Origin of the sequence: Pseudomonas putida (assembly GCF_028682475.1) — a bacterium.
Taxonomy (GTDB): Bacteria; Pseudomonadota; Gammaproteobacteria; order Pseudomonadales; family Pseudomonadaceae; genus Aquipseudomonas; species Aquipseudomonas putida_AG.
On record NZ_JANHLE010000010.1, the window covers coordinates 132,147 to 147,412 of the forward strand.

General features: G+C 63.2%; 16 protein-coding genes. 2 read left to right on the plus strand and 14 right to left on the minus strand.

What is annotated here, in order from left to right; translation table 11 throughout:
* The first annotated feature begins 187 nt into the window (after positions 1-187).
* Both NPS47_RS11175 and NPS47_RS11180 read left to right on the plus strand, forming a co-directional pair.
* A complete protein-coding gene (locus NPS47_RS11175; protein ID WP_274295026.1) occupies positions 188-607 on the plus strand; it encodes a phasin family protein in 420 nt (139 codons plus the stop codon).
* Positions 608-617: 10 nt separating this feature from the next.
* Complete coding sequence (locus NPS47_RS11180; RefSeq protein WP_274295027.1) at positions 618-1,340, plus strand: phasin family protein; 723 nt, start codon at positions 618-620, stop codon at positions 1,338-1,340.
* Between the two features lie 64 nt (positions 1,341-1,404).
* On the opposite strand, the gene NPS47_RS11185 is transcribed toward NPS47_RS11180, so the two are convergent.
* The 14 genes from NPS47_RS11185 to gshB all read right to left on the minus strand — a co-directional run bounded on the left by NPS47_RS11185 (position 1,405) and on the right by gshB (position 15,176).
* Positions 1,405-2,019 (minus strand): TetR/AcrR family transcriptional regulator, encoded by a 615-nt coding sequence (locus tag NPS47_RS11185; RefSeq protein WP_274295028.1) that lies wholly within the window; start codon positions 2,017-2,019, stop codon positions 1,405-1,407.
* A gap of 13 nt (positions 2,020-2,032) precedes the next feature.
* Positions 2,033-3,715, minus strand: a complete 1,683-nt coding sequence (phaC, locus tag NPS47_RS11190; protein ID WP_274295029.1) for a class II poly(R)-hydroxyalkanoic acid synthase — start codon at positions 3,713-3,715, stop codon at positions 2,033-2,035.
* Between the two features lie 73 nt (positions 3,716-3,788).
* Positions 3,789-4,637, minus strand: coding sequence for a poly(3-hydroxyalkanoate) depolymerase (gene phaZ / locus NPS47_RS11195; protein ID WP_274295030.1), 849 nt, complete (start codon positions 4,635-4,637; stop codon positions 3,789-3,791).
* A 62-nt stretch (positions 4,638-4,699) separates the two neighbouring features.
* A complete protein-coding gene (gene phaC / locus NPS47_RS11200; protein ID WP_274295031.1) occupies positions 4,700-6,379 on the minus strand; it encodes a class II poly(R)-hydroxyalkanoic acid synthase in 1,680 nt (559 codons plus the stop codon).
* A gap of 348 nt (positions 6,380-6,727) precedes the next feature.
* Entirely contained in the window at positions 6,728-7,105 is a 378-nt protein-coding gene (locus NPS47_RS11205) for a DUF971 domain-containing protein (protein ID WP_274295032.1), read from the minus strand.
* Between the two features lie 44 nt (positions 7,106-7,149).
* Positions 7,150-8,487: an ATP-dependent protease ATPase subunit HslU gene (hslU, locus tag NPS47_RS11210; protein ID WP_274295033.1), complete on the minus strand. Its 1,338-nt coding sequence runs from the start codon at positions 8,485-8,487 to the stop codon at positions 7,150-7,152.
* Positions 8,488-8,564: 77 nt separating this feature from the next.
* Positions 8,565-9,095 carry an ATP-dependent protease subunit HslV gene (gene hslV, locus NPS47_RS11215; protein ID WP_038615396.1) on the minus strand — a complete coding sequence of 177 codons (531 nt, stop codon included), beginning with the start codon at positions 9,093-9,095 and terminating at the stop codon, positions 8,565-8,567.
* Between the two features lie 191 nt (positions 9,096-9,286).
* Positions 9,287-10,558 carry a dihydroorotase gene (locus NPS47_RS11220; protein ID WP_274295034.1) on the minus strand — a complete coding sequence of 424 codons (1,272 nt, stop codon included), beginning with the start codon at positions 10,556-10,558 and terminating at the stop codon, positions 9,287-9,289.
* Positions 10,555-11,559, minus strand: a complete 1,005-nt coding sequence (locus tag NPS47_RS11225) for an aspartate carbamoyltransferase catalytic subunit (protein ID WP_274295035.1) — start codon at positions 11,557-11,559, stop codon at positions 10,555-10,557. Before NPS47_RS11225 ends, NPS47_RS11220 begins: the two co-directional genes overlap by 4 nt.
* Positions 11,560-11,571: 12 nt before the next feature.
* A complete protein-coding gene (gene pyrR / locus NPS47_RS11230; RefSeq protein WP_274295036.1) occupies positions 11,572-12,090 on the minus strand; it encodes a bifunctional pyr operon transcriptional regulator/uracil phosphoribosyltransferase PyrR in 519 nt (172 codons plus the stop codon).
* A gap of 54 nt (positions 12,091-12,144) precedes the next feature.
* On the minus strand, positions 12,145-12,579 hold the full coding sequence (gene ruvX / locus NPS47_RS11235; protein ID WP_274295037.1) for a Holliday junction resolvase RuvX: 435 nt from the start codon (positions 12,577-12,579) through the stop codon (positions 12,145-12,147).
* The gene (locus NPS47_RS11240; protein WP_274295038.1) at positions 12,579-13,148 is read right to left on the minus strand and encodes a YqgE/AlgH family protein; all 570 of its coding nucleotides are present in this window, start codon (positions 13,146-13,148) and stop codon (positions 12,579-12,581) included. The genes ruvX and NPS47_RS11240 overlap by 1 nt, the downstream gene beginning before the upstream one ends.
* Positions 13,149-13,208: 60 nt before the next feature.
* Positions 13,209-14,114 (minus strand): energy transducer TonB, encoded by a 906-nt coding sequence (locus NPS47_RS11245; RefSeq protein ID WP_274295039.1) that lies wholly within the window; start codon positions 14,112-14,114, stop codon positions 13,209-13,211.
* Between the two features lie 108 nt (positions 14,115-14,222).
* Complete coding sequence (gshB, locus tag NPS47_RS11250; protein ID WP_274295040.1) at positions 14,223-15,176, minus strand: glutathione synthase; 954 nt, start codon at positions 15,174-15,176, stop codon at positions 14,223-14,225.
* Between the last annotated feature and the right edge of the window lie 90 nt (positions 15,177-15,266).

Consider the following 15,266-nt stretch of genomic DNA (forward strand, 5'->3'; position numbering starts at 1 on the left):
GGTATCAGCGCGGTGTCAGCTGATTGGCGTTGCCTGTATCGCTGGCAAGGCCAGCTCCCACAGTGGCCAGATCCCACAGTTTTTTCCTGCCTTAGGGTGAGGATTCTAATTTTTCTCCCTACCTTATGCTCAAGCCCAACATCCATGGGCAGTTCCTCCATATCTATTCGAGCGTGAGGTGCAGAGCATGGCCAAAGTGATCCTGAAGAAAAAAGACGACACCCAGCGCACGCTGGGTGAGGTGCGCGGCTACGCGCGCAAGATCTGGCTGGCAGGCCTGGGCGCTTACGCCCGGGTTGGTCAGGAAGGTGCCGAATACCTGAAAGAGCTGGTCAAGGCTGGCGAAACCGTCGAGAAACGTGGCAAGAAACGCATCGACCATGAACTCGATGCCGCCAACAGCCAGATCGATTCGGTCAAAGGCGAGATCAGCAGCGTCAAGGGCAAGGTCGAAGTTCAACTCGATAAAATCGAAAAAGCTTTCGACACACGGGTTGCCAGCGCCTTGAATCGCATCGGCATTCCGTCTAAACATGACGTGGAGGCACTCTCTGCCAAGCTCGATGAGCTGACGGCATTGCTTGAACGTGTCGCACGTAAACAATAAGGAGAGCGGGATGGCTGGCAAGAAGAATAGCGAAAAAGAGAGCAGCTCCTGGGTCGGGGGGATCGAGAAGTATTCCCGCAAGATCTGGCTGGCTGGACTGGGTATCTACTCCAAGATCGACCAGGACGGCAACAAGCTGTTCGAGTCCCTGGTCAAGGATGGTGAAAAGGCCGAAAAGCAGGCCAAGAGTTCCGTCGATGCGGCCAAGGCTTCGGCCAAGTCGGCCACTTCGCGGGTGGGCGATGTCAAAGACCGTGCGCTGGGCAAATGGAGCGAACTCGAAGAGGCTTTCGACAAGCGCCTGAACAGTGCCATCTCGCGTCTGGGCGTGCCGAGCCGCAATGAAGTCAAGGCGCTGCATCAGCAGGTCGACACCTTGACCAAGCAGATCGAGAAGCTGACCGGTGCATCGGTCAAGCCGGCCTCCAGCAAGCCGGCAGCGGCCAAGGCTGCAGCCAAGCCACTGGCCAAGGCGGCGCCGAAAGCGGCTGCCAAACCTGCAGCGAAACCGGCGGCAGCGAAAACCGCAGCGGCCAAACCGGCTGCCAAAGCAGCAGCCAAACCGGCAGCAGCGAAGAAACCGGCGGTGAAAAAAGCAGCGGCCAAGCCTGCTGCCAAACCTGCAGCACCTGCTGCCAGTGCCGCACCGGCACCGAGTGTGGCGCCGGTGGTAACTGCAGCACCAATCGCGCCAGTGGCTTCGGCGCCGGTAAGCCCGATCAGTCAGTCCTGATTCAGGCTTTATCGCGGGGCAAGCCCGCTCCCACTGTGGGAGCGGGCTTGCCCCGCGATGCTTTTCAGCCCTCCAGATAGCGCAAAGCGATCTGCTCGGCCGCATGCCGCGAGCCGGTATCCAGATGCGGCGCCACCAGCATCATCACCTGATACACCACGACCCCGACTTCACCCTCACGCGCCAGCACGCGCTGGTAGTCGAGGGAGAACAACAGCGTCAGGGTGATCTGTTCCACCAGTTGCCCCAACGCCCGCGTATCGCTGACCACCTGGCCCTGGGCCTTGAGACTGGCGAGCAGGGCGGCCAGGGTGCGCTTGAGGGCGTTGAGCAGATTGCGCATGCCACGGGCCAGCTTGGGCAGGCGCCCGGTCAGGTTCGACAGGTCCTGGAACAGGAAGCGGTACTGGGCCATGCGCTCGACGATCAGGTGCAGGAACAGCCAGTAGTCCTCGGCATCCAGGCGCACCTCCAGCGGTGGGTCGAGCAGCGGTGTCAGTTCGTCTTCGAAGCGCTCGAACAAACCCAGCACCAGCGGCTCCTTGCCGTGGAAGTGGTAGTACAGGTTGCCTGGACTGATCCCCATTTCATTGGCGATTTCCAGGGTCGAGACATTCGGTTCGCCCTGTTGGTTGAACAGCTGCAGGGCACACTCGAGAATTCGGTCGCGGGTTTTCATCCGTTCTACTTGTTCAACGCGCTTGCACGTAAGTGCCGGGCGCGGGGTCCATGGGAGGGTAGTTCTGGTTGCCCAGAGCCATCAGGGTTTCGCGTTGCGCGCCTGCGCGCGCCTGAATCCATTCCAGCCACTGCGGCCACCAACTGCCCTCGACCTGTTTGGCGTCGTAGAGCCAGGCCCGCGGGTCACTGCTCAGGCGCGGGTTGTCGACATAGTTCGCCTTGGGATTGCCGGGTGGGTTGAGGATGCTTTGCACATGGCCGCTGTTGGCCAGGATGAAGCGCTTGTCGCCACCGAGCAGCAAAGTCGAGCGGTAGACCGCATCCCAGGGCGTGATGTGGTCGTTGTTGCCGGCCACGCTGAAGCTGTCGACGCTGACTTTCTGCAGGTCGATCGGGGTGCCGCAGACCTCAAGGCCGGCGGCATGCGCCAGCGGGTTGTGCTTGAAGAAGTCCAGCAGGTCGCCGTGCAGGGCGGCCGGCAGGCGGGTGTTGTCGTTGTTCCAGTAGAGAATGTCGAAGGCCGGTGGCGCCTTGCCGAGCAGGTAGTTGTTGACGAAGTAGTTCCAGATCAGGTCGTTGGGGCGCATCCAGGCAAAGACCTTGGCGATTTCCCGGCCATCGAGCACGCCCTGCTGGTAGGAGCGGCGTTTCGCCGCCTCCAGGGTCTGCTCGTCGGCGAACAGGCTGGCGGGGCTGTCGATCTGGCTGTCGAGCAGGCTGACCAGGTAGGTGGCACTGCTGACCCTGCGCAATTGCCGCTTGGCCTGCAGGTGGCCTTGCAGGGCGGCCATGGTCAGGCCCCCGGCGCAGGCGCCCATCAGGTTGACCTCGCGGCTGCCGGTAATGGCCCGGCAGACATTCATAGCTTCTTCCAGCGCCTCGACGTAGCTCGACAGGCCCCATTCGCGATGACGCGGATCGGGGTTGCGCCAGCTGATCATGAAGGTCTGCAGGCCATTCTTGAGCATGTACTGGACAAAGCTGTTGGCCGGGCTCAAGTCGAAGATATAGAACTTGTTGATCTGTGGCGGTACCACCAGCACCGGCCGGGCGTACTGTTTTTCGCTCATCGGCTTGTACTGGATCAGCTCCAGCAACTCGCTGCGAAACACCACCGCGCCCGGCGTGGTGGCCAGGTTGCGGCCGACCTCGAAGGCGTTGGGGTTGACCTGGCGCGGCAAGCCATCGTTGTGGCGCAGGTCATCGACCAGGTGGTTCAGACCGCGCACCAGGCTCAGGCCGCCTGAGTTGTACAGCTCCTTGACGGCGGCGGGATTGAGCAGGGAGTTGCTCGGTGACAGCGCATCGTTGAGCAAGGCAAACAGAAAGTGTGCCCGGATGCGGTCATCGGGCTCCAGCTGGCTTTCGTCGATCCACTGCCGGGTCTGCTTCTGCCAGGCGAGATAAGCCTGCAGCCCGCGGCTGTAAAAGGGATTGAGATTCCACGCCGGGTCCTTGAAGCGATTGTCGCGCGGGTTGGGCTGGTGCGGTGTGTCGCCGAGCAGCACGCGTCCCAGCTGGTTGCCCAGGGCGAGCATGTGCTTGGCCGTGTGCAGCGGGTGGCGCAGGCTGTGGCGGCTGACATTGCGCAACGTGGACAGCAGGTCGCGGCCGCGCAGGCCGGTGATCGCACTCTGCACGTTCATATACGAGGCGGGGACCGGTACCGACCCCTTCGCGGGCTTGTCTTTCATCAGGCAACACTCCGTCGTCAGGCCAACTACAAACAGATCAATGCAAGAGCGACACCAACCTCATGTCAGCGTCTTAGCTGGGGGCGGGGCGTGGGTGCATGACGGCGCGTTGGCGCTCTTGCTCGAGAAACTTCATGATGATCGGGGCCACCGCTTCGGCCCGGGTGATCAGGAACAAGTGGCCGTCGTCGATTATGTGTAGCTGGGCATTGGGAATTCGCCAGGCCAGCAGACGCATATTGATCAGTGGAATCAACGGGTCATCGTCACCGGCCAGCACCAGGGTCGGTTGCTGGATCTTGTGCAGCCAGTGGATGCTGGTCCAGCCGAGCCCGGCGAACAGTTGCCAGTAGTAACCGAGCTTGCCTGAGGAGCGCACTTTGGCGGCGTGCGCCATGGCCAGGTCGGGGTCGCGGCGAAAGGCCCCGCCATAGATCTGCGGCGCAATGCGAATGACATGCGACGGTTGGATGTAGCGCCTGGGGCTTGCCATCAGCCACAGCACTTTCGGTTTGCCGGGCACCATGACCGCGCCCGCTGCGGTGGCCGCCAGTACCAGCTTCTTGCAGCGTTCGGGATAGTCATGGGCAAACTGCTGGGCCAGTGCCCCGCCCCAGGACACGCCGATGGCATTGACCTGCCCGTAGTCGAGGTAATCGAGCATGCGTGCGGTGAGCTTGGCCAGCCCGGGAAAACGGTACGGATGCCGAGGTGTGGACGAGCCACCGACCCCCGGCACGTCGAACGCGATGACCTCCAGGTCCGGGTCCAGGGCCTGGATGAACGGGAACACCAGCTCCAGGTTGGCACCGATGCCGTTGAAGATCAGCAAGGGCGTCAAGTGCGGCTTGCCGGGGCGAACCGCGGTGCGGATGGTCTGGCCACCCAGGTCGACGGTTCTGAATATGTACGGTTGCGGCATGCGCGAAGCCCTGTGGTGGAGCGTTCGCCGCGACCAGCAACGGGCCGCGGCGGCCGTTGTAATCAACGCTCGTGAACGTAGGTCCCCGGCGCGGCCTCGCCAGCGGGATAGGCCTTGTTACCCAGGCGTGTCGGTGCCTTTTTCAGTTCCCCGGAACGTGCCGCCATCCAGGCCTGCCAGTGCAGCCACCAGGAGTCGGTGTGCTTGTGCGCGTTTTCTTGCCATTCGCTGGCCAGTGTCGGCAGTTCACTTCCGGTCATGTAGCGTGCCTTGGGGTTGCCCGGCGGGTTGAGAATGCTCTGGATATGCCCGCTGTTGGACAGCACGAACTCGACATTGCCACCAAACAGCTGGGCCGAGCGGTAGCAGGCCTGCCAAGGGGTAATGTGATCGGTGGTACCGGCCAGGCTGAAGATGTCGGCGGTGACTTTCTTCAGGTCGATCGGCGTGCCGCACACTTCCAGTGCATCGGCACGGGTCAGTGGATTACTTTTGAACATTTCGATCAGGTCGCCATGGAAGGCGGCCGGCAGGCGTGTGGTGTCGTTGTTCCAGAACAGGATGTCGAACACCGGCGGCTCGTTGCCGAGCAGGTAGTTGTTGACCCAGTAGTTCCAGATCAGGTCGTTGGGGCGCATCCAGGCGAACACTTTGGCCATGTCGCGGCCTTCAAGCACCCCGGCCTGGTAGGAGTGGCGCTTGGCGGTTTCCAGGGTCTGCTCGTCGACGAACAGGGCGACCTGGTTGTCGAGGGTGGTGTCGAGGACGCTGACCAGCAGGGTCAGGGCATTGACCTTGGTTTCGCCCAGCGCTGCGTAGTGACCGAGCAGGGCGGTGCAGGTGATGCCACCGGAGCAGGCGCCGAGCATGTTCAGGTCTTTGCTGCCGGTGATCGCCAGGATCACGTCGACGGCTTCCTTGAGTGCATCGATATAGGTCGACAGGCCCCATTCGCGCTGGGCCTTGGTCGGGTTGCGCCAGCTGACGATGAAGGTCTGTACATTGGAGCGCAGGCAGAAGCGCGCCAGGCTCTTTTCCGGGCTCAGGTCGAAGACATAGAACTTGTTGATCTGGGGTGGCACCACCAGCAGCGGGCGGGCATGCACCTGTTCGGTGATCGGCCGGTACTGGATCAGTTCCAGCACGTCGTTGCGAAACACCACCGCGCCTTCGCTGGTCCCCAGGTTCTTGCCGACCTCGAAGGCCTCCATGTTCACCTGGCTGGGCATGCCGCCATTGTGGACCATGTCCTTGGCCAGGTTCGACAGGCCGTCGAGCAGGCTTTTGCCACCGGTTTCAAAGAAGCGTTTGACCGCCGCCGGGTTGGCCGCACTGTTGGTCGGGGCCATGGCTTCGGTCATCAGGTTGATGACGAAGTGACCGCGACCGATGTCCTGGTCAGACAGGTTGCTGGTTTCGATCCAGTCGTGAAGTTCTTTACGCCAGGCAAGGTAGGTCTGCAGGTAGCGGCGATAAAGCGGGTTCTGGCTCCAGGCCGGATCGTTGAAACGACGGTCGTCGCTCTCCGGTTGCAGGGCCGATTTGCCGAAAATCACGTTCTTGAGTTCCAGGCCGAATTGCGCGACATGCTTGGCACTGTGCAGCGGTTGGCGAACGGCCTGGCCCAGCACCATTCGCGCAGATGTCAGCAAATCCTTACGGCGCAAACCGATCACCGGGTTCAGGCCCAGTGTGTTTTCCGAGGCTTGGCGCTGCAGGTCATCGTTGTTCTTGTTACTCATCTACGACGCTCCGTTGTCCTGAGACGAGTACCGGCCTGCTGTGCGCATTACACAGACAAGTGCCCGGTACTGCTGCTCGGGTGACCAGTGATAACGAACTGCGGTCCTGTGGCCGGATGCAAACGACGAAGAGCCCTGCGGGTATTTTCTGCTTGAGAAGACTGCCTGCTTTCGCTCGCGACCTCTACATCCCGGCCTGACCCTGCTCCAAACCAATGCAGGGAACTTGCCAGATCTATTGGTTACCCGACTTTCGAGTGCTGCGCAAGACGGCCATTCATTGGCCGTTAAGCAGGCATTCAAGCAAATAGAATTAGAAAATGCGCTCTAAACCCTGGAAGGCCTGAGCTAGAGCATCAGCTTGACGATGGACTCGGACGGGTCGCGGGATTTGCCGGCTTTTTCCAGCTCGCCGAGGTAGTCATTCCAGAGATCCTGCTGGCGCAGGCACAGTTGCTCCAGGTACTCCCAGGTGAACAGGCCGCTGTCGTGGCCGTCGTCGAAGGTCAGTTTCAGGGCGTACTGGCCGGCAGGTTCCAGACCGCTCAGGCCGACGCCAAGCTTGCCGTACTGGAGGATCGGATTGCCGTGGCCCTGGACCTCGGCGGAAGGCGAGTGCACGCGCAGGAATTCGGCGGGCAGGTGGTACACCTCATCGGTCCCGTAGGTCAGGGTGAGGGTCTTGGAGGCTTTGTGCAGGTTGATGCCGGTGGGGATTCTGGCCATGTGGTTCAGGGCCGCAAGCGGCCCTGCCTGTAAGAGAATGAGGCTTACAGAATATAACGAGAAAGGTCTTCGTTCTGCGCCAATTCGCCGAGGTGGCTGTTGACGTACTCGGCGTCGATGCGGATCGGCGCTTCGGTGTGGGCGCTGGCCAGGTCGCCGGCGCTGAACGACACCTCTTCAAGCAGACGCTCGAGCAAGGTGTGCAGGCGGCGAGCACCGATGTTCTCGGTTTTCTCGTTGACCTGCCAGGCGATCTCGGCCAGGCGCTTGATGCCTTCGGCGGCGAACTCGATGTGCAGGCCTTCGGTTTTCAGCAGCTCGCGGTATTGCTCGGTCAGCGAGGCGTGCGGTTCGCTGAGGATACGCTCGAAGTCTTCCGGGCTCAGGGCCTTGAGTTCGACACGGATCGGCAGACGACCTTGCAGTTCCGGGACCAGGTCGCTCGGCTTGCTCAGGTGGAACGCGCCGGAGGCGATGAACAGGATGTGGTCAGTCTTGACCATGCCCAGCTTGGTGTTCACCGTGCAGCCTTCGATCAGCGGCAGCAGGTCGCGCTGTACGCCTTCACGCGAGACATCGGCGCCGCCGACGTTGCCACGCTTGGCGACCTTGTCGATTTCGTCGATGAACACGATGCCGTGCTGCTCGACCGCTTCCAGGGCCTTGGCCTTGAGCTCGTCTTCGTTGACCAGGCGGCTGGCTTCCTCGTCGCGTACCAGCTTGAGCGCTTCCTTGACCTTGAGCTTGCGGCTCTTGCGCTTGCCCTTGCCCATGTTGGCGAACAGGTTTTGCAGCTGGTTGGTCATCTCTTCCATGCCCGGTGGCGCGGAAATGTCGACGCCCATGGCTTCGGCCACTTCGATCTCGATTTCCTTGTCATCCAGCTGACCTTCGCGCAGACGCTTGCGGAACAGCTGGCGGGTGTTGGAGTCCTGCGAGTTGACCTGGTCTTCGTTGAAGCCGGTGCGTGCCGGTGGCAGCAGGGCATCCAGGATGCGCTCTTCGGCGGCGTCTTCGGCACGGTGGCCGACACGGACGATTTCCTGCTCGCGGAGCATCTTGATCGCGGCATCGGCCAGATCACGGATGATCGACTCGACGTCACGGCCAACGTAGCCGACTTCGGTGAACTTGGTCGCTTCGACCTTGATGAACGGGGCGTTGGCCAGTTTGGCCAGTCGCCGGGCGATTTCGGTCTTGCCGACGCCGGTCGGGCCGATCATCAGGATGTTCTTCGGCGTGACTTCAACGCGCAGCTCAGCCGGCAGCTGCATGCGCCGCCAGCGGTTGCGCAGGGCGATGGCGACGGCGCGCTTGGCGTCGTCCTGGCCGATGATGTGGCGGTTGAGTTCGTGGACGATCTCGCGGGGGGTCATGGACATGGTTGTGATGGTCCTTGGGCTCGATAAATCAGCGTGGAAAAGCCCGGCCACCGGGGCCGGGCGCCAGAACAGCTGAATTACTCGGCCAGGTCCTGCTCCTCGATAGTCAGGTGGTGGTTGGTGAACACACAGATGTCACCGGCGATGTTCAGCGCGGTCTCGGCGATTTCACGCGCCGAGAGGTCGGTTTTTTGCAGCAGGGCGCGGGCGGCGGCCTGGGCGTAGGCGCCACCGGAGCCCATGGCGATCAGGCCGTCTTCGGGTTCGACCACGTCACCGTTGCCGGTGATGATCAGCGAAGCGTCTTTGTTGGCGACCGCCAGCATGGCTTCCAGGCGGCTCAGGGAACGGTCGGTACGCCATTCCTTGGCAAGCTCCACGGCGGCACGGATCAGATGGCCCTGGTGCTTTTCCAGCTGGCCTTCAAAGCGTTCGAACAGGGTGAATGCGTCGGCGGTGGCACCGGCGAAGCCGGCGATGACCTGACCGTGGTACAGGCGGCGGACTTTCTTGGCGTTGCCTTTCATCACGGTGTTGCCGAGAGAAACCTGGCCGTCGCCGCCCATGACGACTTTGCCGTGGCGGCGAACTGAAACGATGGTGGTCAAGGGAGAGTCTCCACGCAGCGGGGCGAAAATGCCTGATGCAGACTCATATGGGGGTGGTGGGAAGGATTTCAACCTTGAAGGATGAGCGGTAAGCATCGCCGGCAAGGCCGACTCCCACAGGGACTGCATACACCGACCCTTGTGGGAGCCGGCCTTGCCGGCGATTGGGCCGCAAAGCGGCCCCAGGATCATCAGGCTTCGTGGCTGATATGCCCATCGACCAAGGTATAACGCACCGCGCCCGGCAGGCAGTGGCCGATGAACGGGCAGTTGTCGCCTTTGGAGCGCCACTGCTCGCCCGCCAAGGTCGAGGCCTTAGCATCGAACAGCACCAGGTCGGCCGCCGCGCCGACTTTCAGTTCCCCGGCCGGCAGACGCAGGGCCTGGGCAGGGCCGCTGGACAAACGCTGCAACAAAGTCGGCAGATCAAGCAGGCCATCTTCCACCAGCGTCATCGCCAGCGGCAGCAGCAACTCGACGCTGCTGATGCCCGGCTCGGTGGCTCCGAACGGTGCCAGCTTGGCGTCACGCTCGTGTGGCTGGTGATGGCTGGAGATCGCCTGGATCACCCCGGATTTCACTGCCTCGCGCAGGCCGTCACGGTCGGCCTGGGTGCGCAGCGGCGGCTGCACGTGGTAGAGGCTGGAGAAGTCGCGCAGCGCTTCGTCGGTGAGGATCAACTGGTACAGGGCGACGTCGGCGGTCACCGGCAGGCCCAGTTCCTGAGCCTGGGCAATCAGCCGCGCACCACGGGCACTGGTCAGCTGACTGAAGTGCGCACGCACGCCGGTCTGTTCGACCAACAGCAGGTTGCGCGCCAGCGCGACGGTCTCGGCAGTTTCCGGAATGCCCGGCAGGCCGAGGAAGCTGGCCATGGCGCCTTCGTGGGCCAGGCCGCCCTGGGCCAGGTCGCGGTCCTGAGAGTGGAAGATCACCGTCAGGTCGAAGGTTGCCGCGTACTCCAGGGCACGGGCCAGGGTGCGATTGTTGGCAAAGGCATTCAGGCCATTGCCGAACGCCACACAGCCGGCGTCACGCAGGGCAATCAGCTCGGCCAGCTGTTCGCCTTCCAGGCCTTTGCTCAGGGCGCCGATCGGGAACACTTTGCTGTGCCCGGCTTCGCGGGCGCGGTCGAGGATCAGCTCGGCAACCGCCGAGGTGTCGAGCACCGGTTTGGTTTGCGGTGGGCAGCACAGGCTGGTGACGCCGCCCGCGGCTGCAGCACGGGTTTCGCTGGCGATGCTGCCCTTGCGGCTGTAACCCGGTTCGCGCAAGGCGACGTTGAGGTCGACCAGGCCGGGGGCGGCGATCAGGCCCTGGGCGTCGATGCTGCGCGCCGGTTTGAAGCCGGCGGGGGCCGCGCCGATGGCAACGATCTTGCCGGCATCGATGTGCAGATCAGCGGTCTGGTCCAGGCCGCTCAGGGGGTCAATGACCCGGGCGCCGAGAATACTGAGGGTCACTGGGCGTTCTCCTGGTCGAATTGACGTTGCGCGGTCTGCCCGCTCATGGCCATGGACAGTACGGCCATGCGCACGGCGATGCCGTAGGTGACCTGGTTGAGGATCACCGAGTGGGCGCCGTCGGCCACCGCCGATTCGATTTCCACGCCACGGTTGATCGGTCCCGGGTGCATGACGATGGCATCGGGCTTGGCCCCGGCCAGGCGTGCGGTGGTCAGGCCGAACAGGCGGTAGAACTCGCCTTCGCTGGGCAACAGGCCGCCGGCCATGCGCTCACGCTGCAGGCGCAGCATGATCACCACGTCGACGTCCTTGAGGCCCTGTTCGAGGTCGGTGTAGACCTTCACGCCGTACTGCTCGATACCAATCGGCAGCAGGGTTTTCGGGCCGATCACGCGGATGTCCGGGCAGCCCAGGGTTTTCAGGGCGAGCATGTTCGAGCGCGCCACCCGCGAGTGCAGGATGTCGCCGACGATGGCCACCGAGAGATTCTCGAAGCCGCCTTTGTGGCGACGAATGGTGAGCATGTCGAGCATGCCCTGGGTCGGGTGGGCATGGCGGCCGTCGCCACCGTTGATGATCGCCACTTCCGGGCAGACGTGCTCGGCGATGAAGTGCGCGGCGCCGGAGTCGGCGTGGCGCACGACGAACATATCGGCGGCCATGGCTTCGAGGTTGCGCAGGGTGTCGAACAGGGTTTCGCCCTTGCTGGTCGAGGAGGTCGACACATTCAGGGTGATGACGTCGGCCGACAGTCGCTGGGCGGCCAGTTCGAAGGTGGTGCGGGTGCGGGTGGAGTTCTCGAAGAACACGTTGCACACGGTCTTGCCGCGCAGCAACGGGACTTTTTTAACGGCCCGGGCGCCGACTTCGAGGAAGGAGTCGGCAGTGTCGAGGATTTCGGTCAGCAGTTCGCGGGGCAAACCGTCGAGCGAGAGAAAGTGGCGCAGCTGGCCCTGATCATTGAGCTGCAGCGGGCGCTTGGCGTCGATTGGCGTCATCGCGAGGGACTCTTAAAGGGCGGAAGCGGAAGCGAGGTCCTGGCGCTCGAGGGCGAGCGGTGCGGGTCCGGTCAATTTTACCCGTTCATGGGCAGCCAGCGACAGCGTCGCGCCGACCACATTCGGGCGGATCGGCAATTCACCGGCATCCAGGTCGAGCAGGCACACCAGGGTCACGCTGGCCGGACGGCCATAGTCGAACAGTTCGTTGAGGGCGGCGCGAATGGTGCGACCGCTCATCAGCACGTCGTCGACCAGGATCAGGTGCTGACCTTCGATCTCGAACGGCAGGTCCGAGGGGCGCACCTGCGGGTGCAGGCCGTTCTGGCTGAAATCATCGCGATAGAACGAAACGTCGAGGGTGCCCAGGGCGGCATCGCTGCCCAGTTCTGCGAGCAGGGCCTGGGCAACCCAGATACCCCCGGTGCGGATGCCGATGAAGCGTGGTTCGGTAATGTTGCGCCGGGCCAGATGGGCACGAAGGTCGACAGCCATCTGCCGGATCAGTTCGGCGGGATTGGGTAGGCTCATGCTTGCTCCTCAAGAGGCCGGGGGCGCAGCGCTGGCCCGGCTTGAATCCGATGATCAGGATTGCCCGGTATTGGCCTCCAGCCAGCCCTGCAGCAGCAGGGCAGCGGCAATGGCGTCGACCGGGTTGTCGCGGTAACTGCCACGCTGGCCGCCGCGGGCCATGCGCTCGCCCTTGGCTTCGAAGGTGGTCAGGCGTTCGTCGTGAGTATGCACGGGCAGGTTGAAGCGGCCGTTCAGGCGCCGGGCGAATTTCTCGGCGCGGGCACTCATTTCGCTCGGGGTGCCGTCCATGTTCAGTGGCAGGCCAACGACGATAGCGTCGGGCTTCCACTCGTGGATGAGCTTTTCCACCTGGGTCCAGTCCGGTACACCGTTCTGGGCCTTGAGGGTACACAGCTCGCGGGCCTGGCCGGTGATGACCTGGCCGACGGCGACACCGATCTGTTTGGTGCCGTAGTCAAAGCCCAGCAGCAGACGCAGTTCGGCCATCAGGCGTGCCCCGCCTGGCTGGTCAGCAGGCTCAGATTGATGCCCAGGCTCGCCGCTGCGGCGGCCAGGCGCTGCTCGCAGGCCATGCCGAAGATGATCTCGGGGTCGAACGGGCAGTTGAGCCAGGCGTTGTCGGCCAGTTCCGCTTCCAGCTGGCCGGCTTCCCAGCCTGCGTAGCCGAGGGTGATCAGGCTCTGTTGCGGCCCGCCGCCGTCGGCGATGGCGAACAGCACATCCTGGGAGGTGGTCAGCGACAGGCCGTCCAGCTCGATGGTGGCCTGGAAGCTCTTGTCACTGGTGTGCAGGACGAAGCCGCGGTCGCTTTGCACCGGGCCACCCATGTAGATAGGTACCTGAATGCAGCTGGCCGGCGGCTCGACGTTCGGGCGCAGTTGTTCGAGGATATCGGCCAGGTTGAGCTCCTGGGGCCGATTGACCACCAGCCCCATCGCGCCATTGGCGTTGTGCTCGACGATGTAGGTCAAGGTATGCGCGAAGTTCGGGTCGGCCATGTGTGGCATGGCAATCAGGAACTGATGCTTGAGGTAACTCGGGCTGAGGTTTTTCATGGCTAATAGTGTGGCGTCGGTACGCCAGACTGACAAGCCTGAAGTGTGGGAGCGGGGCGGTCAATTGCTGGACAAACGGTCGCCACGGGCAAAGCGCCAGGTGCGAATGATCTCCAGCCGGTCGATGTCGGCCAGATCGCCGGTAAACGGTGCAAAAGGCGCCGCCAGACGGACGATGCGCTGGGCGGCCTGGTCGAGCAGCGGTTGCCCGGACGACTCCAGCACCAGCACTTCATAGAGCGAGCCGTCGTGGTTGATCGAGACCATTAGCCGCAGGCTGCCGTAGATCTGCTGGCGGCGGGCTTCGTCGGGGTAGTTGAGGTTGCCGATGCGCTCGACCTTCTTGCGCCATTCGTCCTTGTACCAGGCACCCTTGTCGCGCATGGTCGAGGCGGCATTTAGACGATGAATGCGCGGGCGCTTGGCGTACAGCTGTTGCTCGTTGGACAGCTCGGCTTCGAGGCTGGCGATCTGGCTGGACAGTTGCGAGCTGTCGAAGTCCGGGGTCGCGGCCTTGGGTTTGGGCTGCGGCTTGGCTTCCTTGGGCCGGGTTTCGACTTTTTGCGGCCTCGGCGCCTGGGTGGTGACCACGGCCTTGGGCGGTGCCGGCTGCGGCTGCACTTCAGGCTTGGCGGCCGGGGGCGGCGTTACCTTATTTATCTTGCTGTCCTGAAACGGCGCGACTTCAGTGGTTTTCGGCACAGCTTTCTTGTCCAGGGTGCCGCTGCCCTGCTGGTTGTCCTGGGCCAGGAAGTCGGCCTTCTGCGGGGCTTTCTCGCTTTTGAAGGTCGCCAGGGTGATTTCCATGGTGCGGCGGATTTCTTCCGGCTTGGCAATGGTAAAGCCCACGCCGAGGATCAGCGCCAGGTGCACCAGCGCGGCCAGGAACAAGGTAAAGCCAAGCCGGTCCGCCGGGCGAACGCGAGGCGGGTTGAAGTCGGCGGGGATGTCAGCAGGCAGCGTCATCAGGTATCCAGCAGCCACGAAGCCGGGGGAAACCGGCAGAGCGGGTGCACAGGTCAAAAAAACGACCGGCATGATACCCCACTCTGCGCGGTTGCTCCGCGTCGGCGGTCAGCGCGCCTTGAGCTTGCGATCAATGGCATCCATCAACTGCACGCCAATGCGGGTGCCAAAGGCGTTGTCGATTTCGCGGATGCAGGTCGGGCTGGTGACGTTGATTTCGGTCAGGTGCTCACCGATGACGTCCAGGCCAACGAACAACAGGCCTTTCTCGCGCAGGGTCGGGCCGACCTGTTCGGCGATCCAGCGATCGCGGTCGGTCAACGGGCGGGCTTCGCCACGGCCGCCAGCGGCCAGGTTGCCACGGGTTTCGCCACTGGCCGGAATGCGCGCCAGGCAGTAAGGCACCGGCTCGCCATCGATCATCAGGATGCGCTTGTCGCCGTCGACGATCGCCGGCAGGTAGGCCTGCACCATGATCTGCGAGGCGCCATGCAGGGTCAGGGTCTCGAGAATCACCGAAAGGTTGGGGTCGCCTGCGCGATGACGGAAGATCCCGGTACCGCCCATGCCATCCAGCGGCTTGAGGATTACGTCGCCATGTTCGGCGGCGAATTGGCGAATGATGTCCGGGCGACGGCTGACCAGGGTCGGCGGCGTGCACTGCGGGAACAGGGTGGCGAACAGCTTCTCGTTGCAGTCACGCAGGCTCTGCGGGCGGTTGACCACCAGCACGCCGGCGGCCTCGGCCTGCTCCAGCAGGTAGGTGCTGTAAACGAACTCCATGTCGAACGGCGGATCCTTGCGCATCAGGATCACGTCCAGATCGCTCAGGGCGTTGTCTTGCTCGGCTTCCAGTTCGAACCAGTGCTGCGGGTCGGCAAACACTTTCAGCGGGCGCATCCGCGCGCGGGCCTGGCCCTGGCCCTGGTAGAGGTCCTGCTGTTCCATGTAGAACAGCGACCAGCCGCGCTCCTGGGCAGCCAGCAACATGGCCAGCGAGCTGTCCTTTTTGTAGGAGATGGACGCGATGGGGTCCATGACAATCCCGAGGCGAACGCTCATGGGGTAGTTCCTCTCGGCGGCGCGATGCCGCAGTAGCTCGAATGAAAAGTGGCGTCAGGGTGGCGCTCGCAGCGCTGGCGGTCAAGGGAA